General features: G+C 54.6%; 15 protein-coding genes and 1 pseudogene. 2 read left to right on the top strand and 14 right to left on the bottom strand.

Annotated features, from left to right (window positions below; genetic code table 11):
• Positions 1-214 precede the first annotated feature (214 nt).
• Entirely contained in the window at positions 215-664 is a 450-nt protein-coding gene (locus FKP33_RS07365) for an SRPBCC family protein (protein ID WP_127608889.1), read from the bottom strand.
• A 217-nt stretch (positions 665-881) separates the two neighbouring features.
• Here FKP33_RS07365 and FKP33_RS07360 point away from each other — a divergent pair, with 217 nt between their 5' ends.
• Positions 882-1,694 (top strand): AraC family transcriptional regulator, encoded by an 813-nt coding sequence (locus tag FKP33_RS07360; protein WP_141334387.1) that lies wholly within the window; start codon positions 882-884, stop codon positions 1,692-1,694.
• Between the two features lie 59 nt (positions 1,695-1,753).
• On the opposite strand, the pseudogene FKP33_RS07355 reads toward FKP33_RS07360, so the two are convergent.
• The 4 genes and pseudogenes from FKP33_RS07355 to FKP33_RS07340 form a co-directional block, all read right to left on the bottom strand.
• Positions 1,754-2,128: pseudogene (locus tag FKP33_RS07355) on the bottom strand (ABC transporter substrate-binding protein); the annotation flags it as partial.
• Positions 2,129-2,421: 293 nt separating this feature from the next.
• The gene (locus FKP33_RS07350; RefSeq protein WP_141334386.1) at positions 2,422-2,676 is read right to left on the bottom strand and encodes a hypothetical protein; all 255 of its coding nucleotides are present in this window, start codon (positions 2,674-2,676) and stop codon (positions 2,422-2,424) included.
• Between the two features lie 93 nt (positions 2,677-2,769).
• Entirely contained in the window at positions 2,770-3,321 is a 552-nt protein-coding gene (locus tag FKP33_RS07345; RefSeq protein WP_141334385.1) for a methylated-DNA--[protein]-cysteine S-methyltransferase, read from the bottom strand.
• The gene (locus FKP33_RS07340) at positions 3,305-3,901 is read right to left on the bottom strand and encodes a bifunctional transcriptional activator/DNA repair enzyme AdaA (protein ID WP_141334384.1); all 597 of its coding nucleotides are present in this window, start codon (positions 3,899-3,901) and stop codon (positions 3,305-3,307) included. The genes FKP33_RS07345 and FKP33_RS07340 overlap by 17 nt, the downstream gene beginning before the upstream one ends.
• A gap of 131 nt (positions 3,902-4,032) precedes the next feature.
• Between FKP33_RS07340 and FKP33_RS07335 the strand changes: the two genes are divergently transcribed.
• Positions 4,033-4,995 carry a DNA-3-methyladenine glycosylase family protein gene (locus FKP33_RS07335; RefSeq protein WP_305781541.1) on the top strand — a complete coding sequence of 321 codons (963 nt, stop codon included), beginning with the start codon at positions 4,033-4,035 and terminating at the stop codon, positions 4,993-4,995.
• 42 nt (positions 4,996-5,037) lie between these two features.
• Here the strand turns inward: FKP33_RS07335 and ureG are convergent, their stop codons facing one another.
• From ureG to FKP33_RS07290, 9 genes are all read right to left on the bottom strand, one after another.
• Entirely contained in the window at positions 5,038-5,652 is a 615-nt protein-coding gene (gene ureG, locus FKP33_RS07330) for an urease accessory protein UreG (protein ID WP_141334382.1), read from the bottom strand.
• 162 nt (positions 5,653-5,814) lie between these two features.
• Positions 5,815-6,435 carry an urease accessory protein UreE gene (locus FKP33_RS07325; RefSeq protein WP_141334381.1) on the bottom strand — a complete coding sequence of 207 codons (621 nt, stop codon included), beginning with the start codon at positions 6,433-6,435 and terminating at the stop codon, positions 5,815-5,817.
• A gap of 36 nt (positions 6,436-6,471) precedes the next feature.
• Positions 6,472-8,184, bottom strand: a complete 1,713-nt coding sequence (ureC, locus tag FKP33_RS07320) for an urease subunit alpha (protein WP_141334380.1) — start codon at positions 8,182-8,184, stop codon at positions 6,472-6,474.
• Positions 8,174-8,593 (bottom strand): urease subunit beta, encoded by a 420-nt coding sequence (locus tag FKP33_RS07315; RefSeq protein WP_141334379.1) that lies wholly within the window; start codon positions 8,591-8,593, stop codon positions 8,174-8,176. Before FKP33_RS07315 ends, ureC begins: the two co-directional genes overlap by 11 nt.
• 15 nt (positions 8,594-8,608) lie before the next feature.
• Entirely contained in the window at positions 8,609-8,959 is a 351-nt protein-coding gene (locus tag FKP33_RS07310; RefSeq protein WP_054796501.1) for an urease subunit gamma, read from the bottom strand.
• A 30-nt stretch (positions 8,960-8,989) separates the two neighbouring features.
• Positions 8,990-9,658 (bottom strand): urease accessory protein UreF, encoded by a 669-nt coding sequence (locus FKP33_RS07305; RefSeq protein WP_141334378.1) that lies wholly within the window; start codon positions 9,656-9,658, stop codon positions 8,990-8,992.
• 13 nt (positions 9,659-9,671) lie between these two features.
• Complete coding sequence (locus tag FKP33_RS07300) at positions 9,672-10,490, bottom strand: urease accessory protein UreD (RefSeq protein ID WP_141334377.1); 819 nt, start codon at positions 10,488-10,490, stop codon at positions 9,672-9,674.
• Between the two features lie 18 nt (positions 10,491-10,508).
• On the bottom strand, positions 10,509-11,603 hold the full coding sequence (locus FKP33_RS07295) for an AAA family ATPase (RefSeq protein WP_127608896.1): 1,095 nt from the start codon (positions 11,601-11,603) through the stop codon (positions 10,509-10,511).
• Between the two features lie 133 nt (positions 11,604-11,736).
• Positions 11,737-12,783 (bottom strand): aliphatic amidase, encoded by a 1,047-nt coding sequence (locus FKP33_RS07290; RefSeq protein WP_127608897.1) that lies wholly within the window; start codon positions 12,781-12,783, stop codon positions 11,737-11,739.
• Between the last annotated feature and the right edge of the window lie 38 nt (positions 12,784-12,821).

Genomic DNA, 12,821 nt, shown 5'->3' with positions numbered 1-12,821 from the left:
CATGATTACAAACGATCAAGCTTTGCTCACACAATACCAAGTGGATATTACCAGTTTATGGTCAGAACGTCAAGATGTTCTTATAGGACCGCAAACGGTGCCATTCGGCTCCTTCTAAACAGCAGCGAAGATCCTGGCAACCCGCTTGCGGACCCCTAACAACAGAACGCCGGTTTCCCTGTTTGGAAACCGGCGTTCTGTTATATTCCTTCTTTTACCAACCAAAGTCCAGCGTCCTTCCGGTCTCGGTAAAAGTCTTGATGTTGCTGAGGATCATCCACCAATGCGATTGAGCATTAGGATAAGAAGGATGATTCGCTGACCACTGGTCATTGACCAACGTCAGTTTGGTACATTGGCCCACCGTTTCCAGCGTAAACGTTACCCTAGACTCAAGCTCTGCATGGTTCGGAAAGTAGGACGGACCGGGATGTTCGATAAAACTTAGCGTTTGATGAGGTTCGTAAGCCAATAACGTGCCATATACATGAACGGTTTCGTCGCCATCGTTGCCCGGACCTACATACTCCAAGGCATCGCCTGCCTTGAACGTTGACCTGATCACGCTGCCGAAAAAGGTTTTGCGCGTTCCTTCCGGGGACACCAACGTGTTCCATACGTCCTCGGGCTGTGCATCGATATAAAATTCGTATTTGAGTTCCACATTGTCCACTCCTTCGTGATTTGAACTGATCCTACCTGGTCTTGTCCGCGGTTCCGCCTATAGGCAGCTCATATGTGCTAAGATGATTATAGTTGCGTACTTGGCTGCAAGTATTGTAAAAACGCGACAAGAGAACCGACCGGCATAACTCAACCGGATAAATCCTTCATCCTGGCGGAACCCTCTTCCCGAAAACAATGGACTGGAGTGACTGAAAGTGATTTCAAATGTCCCAAAGCCCAGTATGGGCGTATTGCATTTAAATGGAGGCGAAAAAAAATTCCAGCTTTCCCGTTATGCGCCCTCCGGCGATCTTGGTTTTTTCGTCAAGCACTTCTGGATCGTCAGCTGGGATTTAACAGGGCAGGAGCCGTATTTGCAAGATGTCGTCCCGAATCCTTGTGTGAATTTGGTGATCGAACCGAATCGGACAGCCTTCTACGGCGCCGCAAAAAGTAAGTACTCCTATCTCATCCAGGGAAAAGGGTGCGTGTTAGGCGTGAAATTCAAACCGGGCGGATTTTATCCGTTTATTAAACAACCGGTGTCGAGGTTATCCCAACATCCCATGGACGTCGGCAGCGTGTTAGACGTAGATGCCCAAACGTTAGAGAGCGCCATTCTTTCTCAGGAAGATGAAGCCAAGATGGTCGAACATGCCGAGCGTTTTATTCGGCCGAAACTTCCGGATAAGGATCCCCATATCACGCTGATTAATCAAATCATCGACCGGATCATCGAAGAACGGGATATGACTAAAGTAGATCACATTTGTACCGCGTTCAGTCTTAACAAAAGAACGCTGCAGCGCCTCTTCGATCAATATGTCGGAGTCAGCCCGAAATGGGTCATTCAACTTTACCGGCTCCAAAATGCGGCAGAAACGATGGATCTTCATCCAAACCACGACTGGGCGAAGCTGTCGATGGATCTTGGCTATCACGACCAATCGCATTTTATCAAAGATTTCAAAGCCACCATCGGTATGACTCCGGAGGAGTATGTCAGACGGCGTACAGCATCGACCTGATGCTTTTATAGCGTACAGCGCAGTGCGCGCAACACGGAAAAACCCGCTCAAAGAGCGGGTTACTTCGCAAACATTTTTTCCGCATCATCCAGTGCCATTTTGCTGCCTAATGCTGAGTAATCGAGCCATGGCTGATCGGGGATGGCATATACGTGGTTTGCTTTGACGGCCTTTAATCCTTGCCAAATGGGACTGCTTTGGATTTGCTGGTATAACTTTTGGGCTCCATCATCTCTGTTAACAACGACGAAGATCGCATCGGCGTCATAGTCAGGAAGCACTTCCTGTGAAATCAGCTCATAGGCCTTGTCCTTACTGAGCTGATCGAATCCTTTGGCAGGCTTTAAGCCCAGGTCTTCAAACAAGATCGGTCCCATGGGACGTCTCCTACTGAAGACTCAGAGCTCTTTCGCTGTGACGCGTACCGCCATGACAGTACCGTCGCCGATCTTATTATGGGCTTCCCTGACTCTCTCTTATTTCCCCCCTGCTAGTTTGACATACCGGAAGCTTTGTTCTTATGATAATGATTATCATTACTAACAAGGATTTTATAACCCCTGTCATTATATTGTCAATGAAAATATCTGGAGGGCGGCGATCGAAATGTTCGCCACCTTGACAGCAACGACGTCTTTCATCTTACTCAAAGTGAGAAAGCTCTAGATCAATATGCGGGAAAGCCTATCCTCGGTGATCGGAGCGATAGTAGAACCGTATCACGAAACTACGTCATATCTTGCTTGGGATGTCCAGGCAAATTCCAAAATAATAGACGGATTATTCCTGCGCTTAACAAGATGGCCCCTGCTGTTCGAAAGGAAGCACAATAAGAATCTTGTAAAGCAATCAATCTTGCCGGCTCCATACCGCCAACATTTTGTAAATAGGAAAGCGCCGCATCCGCGCCCCATGTAGGGCTCATGAATAGAATTGAGATTCCAATTACAATGAAAACAACCGAAAGCAACTTTAGGGCCACGTTTAATCCTCCAAATGAATACATTTTATGGTAAAGACGCATTCATCCGAAAAAATGTTGCTTTTAAGATCTGCGATTCGTTGGGTGAGACCATCAGGCATGCGGCGGCAAACCTCCTGCGACAAGCGAACCTTCACGCTCGAGTTGAAGAAGCTTTGTCTTCATATCCATGCCGCCCCGATAACCGGTAAGGGCGCCATTCTTGCCGATTACGCGATGACACGGTACGGTGATCAGGACGGGATTCGCGCCAATCGCTCCTCCAACGGCACGTACGGAAGCAGGCTTCCGGATGCGGGTTGCAATATCCGAGTAAGACACCGTTTGTCCGTACGGAATTTCGCCAAGCGCGTTCCACACCGCCACCTGAAACGGGGTTCCCCGTAAATCGGATAGAACGGAAAAGCTCCTGCGTTTCCCCTGCAAATATTCGATGAGTTCATTCCCATAAGGCTTCAACTCTTCATCATGCTGAACCAGCGTGCGGCCGGGAAAGCGAAGGCAGATCCAGTCGGTCATTGCTTCAAAAGGTTGATTGGGCGATCCGACGTAACAAAGCCCTTCCGGTGTGGCCGCAACGTGCAGCCTCCAGTCTTCATAGGTCAATAACGTCCAGTAGATCGCCGAATTAAGGCTGCTTTCCACGCGGTAACACCTCCACAGGAGTTTGGTTTTTGAATTGACGATAACTCGTGGGCGTATGCCCGGTTTTCTTTTTAAATAAGGTTACGAAATAGGGAGTATTGTGCAGCCCCACGCTTATTCCGATATCCGCGACGGCTTTATCTGTAGAGCGTAATAGCTCCTTGGCTTTCTCTATTCTTTGGTTCTGAATATACGCAACCGGTGTCATGCCTTTGATGCGTTTGAACGTTCGGTGCAAATGATACGGACTGCCATGGCTTATATCCGCCAATGTCTCCGGCGTCAATGCTTCTGTATAATGCTTGTCAATAAATGCGGTGACGATCGCTACCCACTCCTCATCCGGCAAACGCCGGCCGGTTGGTTTGCAGCGCTTGCAGGGACGGAATTTTCCGGTGACCGCGTGGTCAGCATGCTGGAAAACACGAACATTTTCTTTCTTTGGCGGCTTGGATTGGCAGGAAGGCCGGCAAAAGATGCCTGTTGTCTTGACCGCATAAAAAAACTGTCCGTCGTAAGATGCGTCATTGTTGAGAATAGCCTGCCACATCTCGTCCGTGAGTGAATCCGGGTTCGTCATTTCGTTCACCTCCGTGCCCCTTATTATACCCCCAATCGTGAACGTGTGGGTGTTTGCCCGAATGGAACAGCAAGATAACGAAATTATGAAATTGCTTTTTTATGTTACAACTAGAAGGGGGAGCATACCGAGTGGAATGGGGGATTACATTGGAACATCATGATGCCGGCTTGCCTCAAGGCTGCTGGGAAGATAACGGCTGTGAGTTAAAGCTGCACGTGCCGAACGAGTTCAGCTTCGATGAAAATCTGAACTATTTGGCGGCTGCCTCGAACGAGTGCTTGTTTCACACGAAAGATCGGCGACTGTATAAAGCGATTCCGGTGGAACAGGAAACGCCCGTAGTTGAAATAAGCGCGGATCAGGACGGTGCGATCCTCATCCGTTTTTTGGGGGATACGATCCCGAAGGAGCAGAGGGTCCGGGCCGCGGTCGCACGTTATGTCAGGGACTGGTTTGATCTGGATACGGATCTGCTTCCGTTCTACGGCATGGCGCGCCGCGATAGGCTCTTGAAACAAGCGGTGGAGCGCTTCTACGGCCTGCGCAATGTCGGCATTCCCGATTTGTTCGAGGCGATCAGCTGGGGAATCATCGGACAGCAAATCAACCTGACCTATGCGTACACGCTGAAAAGGAGGCTTGTCGAGAATTTTGGCCGACGCGTGGAGTGCGAAGGGGAAACCTACTGGATATTCCCCACCCCGCAGGTTATTGCAGCTCTAACGGTGGAAGATCTGGATGTACTGCGCATGACGGTCAAGAAATGCGAATACTTGATCGGCGTGGCCAAGCTGATGGCGGAAGGGCAGCTGACCCGTGACATGCTGATCGACGCAGGCGACATCAAAAAGGTCGAAAAAAAGCTTGTCGCCATTCGAGGCATCGGTCCATGGACGGCCAATTATGTACTCATGCGCTGCCTTCGGATGCCTTCCGCCTTTCCGATTGACGATGTCGGCTTGCATAATGCCATCAAATTTCTACTGGGGACGGAGAAGAAACCGACGAAGGATGAAATTTTGAAGCTGTCCTCCGGATGGACGAATTGGGAGTCCTATGCCACGTTTTACTTGTGGAGGTTTCTTTATTAGGATAAGCCCATCTTGAAACGCCGGGCGCCGCCGGGCTTCGGCCTAGCCCGCCAAATCCTCCAGCAGCACCTCTTTTTGAATCCACGCGATGACCTGCTCTAATCCTTCCTCGCTTTTCAGGTTCGTAAAAATATAGGGACGCTCTCCCCTCATTTTCCGCGAATCGCGGTCCATGACCGACAGATCGGCGCCTACATAAGGGGCCAAATCGATTTTGTTGATGACCAGCAGATCCGACCGGGTGATGCCCGGGCCGCCTTTGCGGGGGATTTTGTCGCCTTCGGCCACATCGATCACATAGATGAAGGCGTCCACCAGCTCCGGGCTGAAGATCGCCGACAGGTTGTCCCCGCCGCTTTCCACCAGGATGATCTCCACATCCGGGAAACGTCGGACAAGACCGTCGATGGCTTCCAGATTCATCGATGCATCCTCGCGGATAGCCGTATGCGGACAGCCGCCCGTCTCTACGCCGACAATACGCTCGGCCGGCAAAACACCGCTGCGCACCAGAAATTCCGCGTCCTCTTTCGTATAAATATCGTTGGTTACGACCGCCATGCTGTACTGCCCGGACATATGACGGGCCAGCTTCTCGGCAAGCGCTGTTTTTCCCGAACCGACCGGTCCGGCGATTCCGACTCGTATATAACCCATATGCTAACTCCTCCTGTGGAAATTGAGGTGAACAAACCTCGGGTACGGGCAGCGCAAGCTTACGAAGCGGCTTTCTCGCGGAAAGCCTGCGGATGCCGCTGCCCTGCACCGTTGTCACCTCTCGGCCGCTGTTTTTTCGGCCAAACCCGCGCCTCCTGCACGTCAGAAACCGACGCGAAGCCCGTTTTCACGGTTTCGATGATGATCGTGATCATGATCGTGGCCGGCTGCATGACTGTGATCGTGATGGTGGCTGTGACCATGGCTGGCTGCATGCGTGTGACTGTGTTCATGACTGCTGCCGTGGCCCGTGCGATCATCGTGGTGATGGTGTCCGCCGCCCTTGGGAATCGGCTGGAACCGTCGGCTCTGCCTTTCATAGCGGGCGCCCAGCTTGGTCAGCAGCGCCTCCGTCGGATCGTCCGGAAGGACGACGATCTCGCCCTTCTCGGTAACCTGCAGCGGCAGATGGCGGTTTCCGAGCTCGTAGGCAAGCGTCCCCAGCTCCCGCACCGATTCGGCGAAAATAACCAGAACCTCGCAGGGCTGAACGAAAACAAGCACCGTATGCTCCTCATCGCGGAATAAAATGTCACCGTGCCGCAGCATCGTTTGCAGCGGAAGGGAGATGCCGATCACTTTGCCGAGATCGGTATTCTTGCGCAGGATACGCTTGGCGCATTCATCCCACGTCAACGCCACGATCTCGAATCCGTACAATTCTTCGTTATCCTGCGCCAGCTCCAGCTCAAAGGAATTGCCCAATATTTCGGTACATATCATGGATGTCCGCCTCTTTTCTGCTCGTCGAAATCAATGTCATCGAATAAAATACAGCTTGCTCAGCGGAACCTCTTCCAGCGGCTCGCAGGTTACCGGCTCCCCGTCGATCTCCACGCGGTACAGCTCGGGGTCGACGGTGATATTCGGGCAATAATCGTTGCGCACCATATCCTTTTTGCCGAGATTCCGGGTGTTCTTAACCGGCACGAACTTGCCCGCCGAAGCCGGGAGCTTCTGCGCGATGCCTTTATCCAAAGCGGCCCGGTTCACGAAAATATACGAGAGGCTGTTCGGATTGCCGCCGAAAGCGCCGTACTGCGGACGATACATAATCGGCTGGCAGGTCATCAGCGAACCGTTCGCCTCACCCATCGTCGACCAGGCGATAAAGCCTCCCTTGATAATCGTCTCCGGCTTGGCGCCGAAGAACGTATGTCGCCACAGTACGATATCGGCCAGCTTCCCCGGCTCCAGCGAGCCGACGTAATCCTGCACGCCGAACACCGTGGCCGGGTTGATCGTATACTTGGCCAAATAGCGGAGAACCCGAAAGTTATCGTTCTCCCCCTGCTCCTCCGGCAGCGGCCCGCGCTGACGCTTCATCTTCGAGGCCAGCTGCCAGACGCGCAGGACGGTTTCCCCGATCCGCCCCATTCCCTGGGAGTCGGAGCCCATAATGCTGATCGCGCCCATATCGTGGAGCACGTCTTCGGCCGCTATCGTCTCCTCGCGAACCCGCGAATCGGCGAAGGCCACATCCTCCGGCACTGCCGGATTCAAATGATGGCAGACCATGATCATGTCCTGATGCTCATCGACTGTGTTGACGGTAAACGGGTTGGTCGGATTGGTGGAGGACGGAATCACGTGCGGATAGCCGACTACTTTCAGGATGTCGGGCGCGTGGCCGCCTCCCGCCCCTTCCACATGGTAGGCGTGAATCGTTCGGCCGCCGATGGCCTCCAGCGTATCGTCGACAAACCCGGATTCGTTTAACGTATCCGTATGGATCTGCACCTGAAAGTCCAGCTCGTCGGCCACCTGCAGGCAGGTATCGATAACGGCCAGCGTGCTGCCCCAGTCCTCGTGAATTTTCAGGCCGATCGCGCCGCCTTCGATCTGCTCGATCAGCGCCGCTTTCTCGCTGGCGTTGCCTTTGCCGAGCATGCCCATATTCATCGGAAACGCTTCGAAAGCGGCGATCATCCGCTGGATATTGAACGCCCCCGGCGCCTCGATGCCCACCGTCTTCGGCCCTGTGCCGCCGCCGATCATCGTCGTAATGCCGCTGCTTAAAGCTTCCGCGACAAGCTGCGCGGAATCGAAATGCACATGCGTATCGATGCCGCCCGGCGTGGCGATCATGCCCGGATCGGCCGAAATGATATCGGTACCGGGTCCGACGATCAGTCCCGGCGTAATGTCCATCGTGTTCGGATTGCCGGCTTTGCCGATGCCGACGATTTTCCCTTCCTTGATCCCGATATCGCCCTTGACGATGCCGAGTATCGGGTCCATCACGATGACATTGGTAATGACAAAGTCGAGCGCTCCTTCGGCATTCGGTATGCTCGACTGCCCCATGCCGTCGCGCAGCGTCTTGCCGCCCCCGAATACGGCTTCGTCCCCATAATGGGGAGCGTTGTAATCCTTTTCGATTTCGATCCACAGGTCCGTATCCGCCAGCCGCAGCTTGTCCCCGGCCGTCGGCCCGAAAAGCTCCCCGTAATGCTTTCTGCTAATCCGCATGGCGTCCCCCTTGTCCGTCGTCCCGGCATTCCTTGATGTAACCCCGGCCTTCGGCACGCCTGTATGCGGCCTCCTTGACCGCTTCGTCGTTCAGGTCGCCCATCGTCAATCCGTTAAAGCCGATCAGCTTTTGCGCACCGCCGTAAGCTACCAGCCTGACGTCCTTCTCCTCGCCCGGCTCGAAGCGGACCGCCGTCCCCGACAGCACGTCAAGATGCATGCCGAAGGCCTGCCGCCGGTCGAATTCCAGCACCTTGTTCACTTCAAAAAAGTGAAAGTGGGAACCGACCTGGATAGGACGATCCCCGCAATGCCGGACCCGGATATCCATTCTTCTGCGTCCGGGACGAAGCTCGATTTGTTCTTCCCTGTAGATCATAGCGCCGATCTCGAATCGCTCTGCATGCATCGTCCGCAACCTCCGTTACAATGTCAGATATGCCGTCTCGTTCATTTCCTTGCGGGTGGAGAAACGGATGGGATCGTGAACCGTGATCAGCTTGGAACCGTCCGGGAACATCCCTTCCACCTGGATCATCGGGATCAGCTGCTCCACGCCCTCCAGCACTTCCTCCTGAGCCAAAATCCGGGAGCCGAACGCAATGACGTCGGCCAGACGCTTTTTCCCTTCCCGGGCCTGCTCCAGGAGCTCGTCGCAAATGACCGCAACCGCTTCGGGATGGTTCAGCTTGATGCCGTTCTTCAGTCTTCTTCTTGCCAGTTCGGCAGCCGTATAAATAAGCAGTCTCTCGTTCTCCCTCGGAGTAAGATGCACCTTGCATCACCGCCTCGTCAGATTTGTTTATCAAGACATGCACAACCGGGTATATAAGGTTTCATGGGCCATGGAGGCGATTTCCAGCCCCGGTGAAAAGGTGTTCATCTTCTCCAGCGTCAGCTCTTGATCATCGATCTCCAGCTCCGAGAGCCGCCGGCCGAGCCGGAACAAAACCAGCTGGGATTCGTTTTGCCCGAGCGGGATAATTCGCGTCGCTACGGACACGAGCGAGGCCAGTCCCGCGTACATATAGGTTTGCGCCGTTTCATGAAAGGGCAGCTCCATAATGGCGGCCGAAAGACCGTAAGCCAAAGCGTAATGGTACATCATCGCGGGATCTTTCAAGCGGCCGAAAGACTCGGGCGCTTGGCCCGCATACAGATTTCTCACGCCGAGCAGCAGGGATCGTCCCGTTTTCAGACTGGCGGCGTGCAGCTCGCTGGCCGGCTTGGTTGCGGAGTAATAAGACTGCAGCGTTTCGATAGCCTCCGTATCGTTCCTGCGGATCGCCTCATACGCCTGCTTCACGAAAATCAGATCGGTTTGGATGTACACATCCATATAGGCGAGCAGGATCGCTTCCACATCCGCCGCACTGCGCACCCGCCCCGATTGTATATAAGTTTCCAGACCGTAGGAATGGTTAAAGCTGCCTGTCGGGAAGGTGCCCCCGGCAAGCTGCAGCCAGGTCAGCAAAGCGTTCGGTCTGTTATTTGCGGATATAAGGCAGCGCCTCCTTCAGCATCCGGGGCCGCAGCTGCGCCCATACTTGTTGAAAGCAGTCCTTGACCGCCTCGTATTCCGCGCTTAAAGCTTTCACGGTCAGCACTCCGCTGGGATGAAGCGAGCAGCCCGCCCACACCCCGCCTTCGCCGATGCCGGCCAGGCATTCCCGGGCGGTCTGCAGCACAGCGCCGTCCGTCTCGCTGCTGTACATGTATAAAGTGCCCCAATGGGTATATTCCTCCAGGTAACCGGGCTGGCCCGACTGCAGCCGATGCCCGTCCACACGGTACTTCTCCCAGACGGCCAGCTTGCCGTCGATCACGATTTCGAGCAGATTTCCCATACTCCGGAACTCGAACCGTTCGCCCTTATGCTTCCGCCCGCACGCGTACATGTCGCAGAAAGCGAACACCGAATCGCGCTCGGCCTCGATGCGGGTAGCCGTCTCCAGGGTCGTATCCTTGAACAGCATGACCTCCTCCGGAAAAAACTCCATGCTGGCCTGCCGTCCGACGGAAAAAAACTGATGCACTTGCGCCCCGCCCCCGTTCATCACGTACGACTTGGAGGCGGAGGCGTTCGTTAAGTAAAGCCGGGCGCCGTCCTCCACGCGAATCCGGTAATCCAGGCTGTCTCCGGCCAGCATCCCTCCCGCCGTATCCAGCAAATAGATGTAGGCGGTGCCGATCCCGTCCAGATAGAAGGGCCGCAATACTTTTAAAGGAAAGGTGTAGTTCATCCGGGAAATAAAGCTTTGATTCCGCCGGTTTGCGGTAATGCCCAAATCCAATGTGCCGCGCATGCCGTTCCTCCCCGCGTGTCACTCCGAAGCCGATGAATGCTGAAAAACGACATGCGCCCCGCCCGGTGAGTAGCTTGCGGTATACACGCCCGGCGCTTCGCCCGGCGGCCGCTCCATCAACAGCTCCGCCAGCGGCACCTCGATGTACGTCCGGAATGCCCGCTTCAAAGCCCGGGCCCCGAATTTCTTGTTATAGCCTTGCTCGGCCAGAAAGTCCCTGGCGGCATTGTCTATCCGCAGGGTGCAGCGGTGCTTGCGAAGCCTGAGGTTCAGCTGCTCCGTCAACACGCCCGTCACCTTCTCCAGCGTCGGCTGCGCCAGCCAGTTGAAGATGACGATATCGTCAATCCGGTTAATAAACTCCGGCTTGAGGAACCTTTCCAGCTTTCTCATCACGATCCTCTCGAGCAGGTTTTGCTCGCGGCGGACCCAGTTGGCCGGATTGGCGTAATACGAGAATAACGCCGGGGCCGACGATAGCTGCCGGTCGGTAAACCGGTAAATATCCGAAGCGGCAATATTGCTCGTCATGAAAATTATCGTATTCCGGAAATCGATGACTTTATCGCCGCTGGAAATCGTCATGATGCCGTTATCGAAAATATTGAGCAGCGTCAGCAGCACCTGGGGGCCCGCTTTTTCAATTTCATCGAACAGCACGATGCCCGGCTTGCTGAAGCTGCCCTCGATTTTCTCTTTATTCAGAATGGTGGAGCCTTCCTTGCTCCCGACATAGCCCGGGGGCGCGCCCGTCAAGGCCGCGGCGTAATGATCCTGGGCCAGCGTGTTCATGTCCACCCGGCAGAACCCGTCCTTGGAGCCGTGAATAATTTCCGCGAGCGTGCGCACGATCTCCGTTTTCCCCACGCCGGTAGGCCCGAGAAACAGGCCGACATACAGCGGCTTGTCAGGGTCCGCGATATCGGACCGGACAATTTTGAGCATGTTCTCGATCGATTCCATCGCCTGCTCCTGCCCGTAAATCCGGCTGCGCATTTTGCCCATGACGTCTTCCACATCGAACCTGAAGCGGGTTTGCGTCTTGTTGCCTGTGCCGGGGGAAGCGGAACGCTTTTGTTCCAGGTCCTGAAGCTTGTCGTTAATAAACGGCATAAGGTGTTTCCCCCTTTTACCTTATCATTCGCTCGGTCCAACCGGCTTTTCAGATAAAACAGGACGGCCATGATCTGGAAGGACCGGCCGCTTGGCGCAGCCGCTCCTTCCGTTATCCTCATGACCGTGAGGCTTACTTGCCCGCTTCCTGCAGCCTGCCTTCGTTCGGAATGCCCTCGATCGGACATTCGGCCGTGCCCAGCGTGGAGCGCGTAATTTTCTCCACGTCTTCTCTCGCCTTCTCTGCGTCCATCACCCATGTGCGGTAGAAGTCGAACGGGCAGTCGGCAATTCCGCGCTCGCCGTCGCCGGAGTTCAGCACGCCGGTATATCCGCGGTGAAGCAGCTTGAACAGGTGGTTCTGGGACTGCGAGTTTTTGCGGAAATCGCGGATTTGCGATACCGACAACTCGGCGAACTGCACGCCGTATTCTTCCGTTCCGCACTCGCCGAGCGTCCGTCCGTCAAAGCCGATCAGCGCGGAGTGCCCGAAGTAGGAATATACGCCGTCGAAGCCGGTGCAGTTGGCGACAGCCACATACACATTGTTCGCCCACGCCATCGATTTGGACATCATGATTTGCTGGTCCTTGGCCGGATACATATAGCCCTGGCATCTGACGATCAGCTCGGCGCCCTTCATCGCGCAATCGCGCCAAATTTCCGGATAGTTGCCGTCGTCGCAAATGATCAGGCTGATTTTCATGCCCTTCGGCCCTTCGGTCACATAAGTGGTGTCTCCCGGATACCAGCCTTCGATCGGGCACCACGGAATGCATTTGCGGTACTTCTGCACGATTTCGCCCTTGTCGTTCATCAGGATCAGCGTGTTGTAAGGCGCTTTTTCCGGATGGTTCTCGTGCTTCTCGCCGGTCAGGGAGAACACGCCCCAAACGCCCGCTGTTCGGCAAGCCTCCGAGAAAATAGCGGTCTCTTCGCCGGGAATCGACGCCGCTGTAGCGTACATTTCGTCGTTGTCATACATGATGCCCATCGTGCTGTATTCCGGAAATACAACCAGATCCATGCCCGGCAGACCCTTTTTCATGCCGACGACCATATCCGCAATTTTACGCGCGTTCTCCAGAACCTCCTCCTTGGTGTGCAGACGTGGAATTTTATAGTTGACTACCGCTACCCCTACCGTATCTGCGCTGCTCGAAATGTCCCCATGTCTCATTGTAAAATCTCCTCTCACATGTATGGTTTATTTGATGA

This window comes from Paenibacillus sp. tmac-D7 (genome assembly GCF_006519665.1).
GTDB lineage: Bacteria > Bacillota > Bacilli > Paenibacillales > NBRC-103111 > Paenibacillus_G > Paenibacillus_G validus.
The sequence above is the reverse complement of the archived record's forward strand: the minus strand, read 5'-3'. Positions and strand labels throughout refer to the sequence as shown.

What these genes read in the sequence shown, in the direction of transcription:
- ureC (WP_141334380.1), bottom strand. Translation starts at nt 8,184, where the DNA reads ATGCGGATTAGCAGAAAGCATTACGGGGAGCTTTTCGGGCCGACGGCC.
- FKP33_RS07300 (WP_141334377.1), bottom strand. Translation starts at nt 10,490, where the DNA reads ATGCGCGGCACATTGGATTTGGGCATTACCGCAAACCGGCGGAATCAA.
- ureG (WP_141334382.1), bottom strand. Translation starts at nt 5,652, where the DNA reads ATGGGTTATATACGAGTCGGAATCGCCGGACCGGTCGGTTCGGGAAAA.
- FKP33_RS07290 (WP_127608897.1), bottom strand. Translation starts at nt 12,783, where the DNA reads ATGAGACATGGGGACATTTCGAGCAGCGCAGATACGGTAGGGGTAGCG.
- FKP33_RS07340 (WP_141334384.1), bottom strand. Translation starts at nt 3,901, where the DNA reads ATGACGAACCCGGATTCACTCACGGACGAGATGTGGCAGGCTATTCTC.
- FKP33_RS07295 (WP_127608896.1), bottom strand. Translation starts at nt 11,603, where the DNA reads ATGCCGTTTATTAACGACAAGCTTCAGGACCTGGAACAAAAGCGTTCC.
- FKP33_RS07325 (WP_141334381.1), bottom strand. Translation starts at nt 6,435, where the DNA reads ATGATATGTACCGAAATATTGGGCAATTCCTTTGAGCTGGAGCTGGCG.
- FKP33_RS07315 (WP_141334379.1), bottom strand. Translation starts at nt 8,593, where the DNA reads ATGCATGCAGAGCGATTCGAGATCGGCGCTATGATCTACAGGGAAGAA.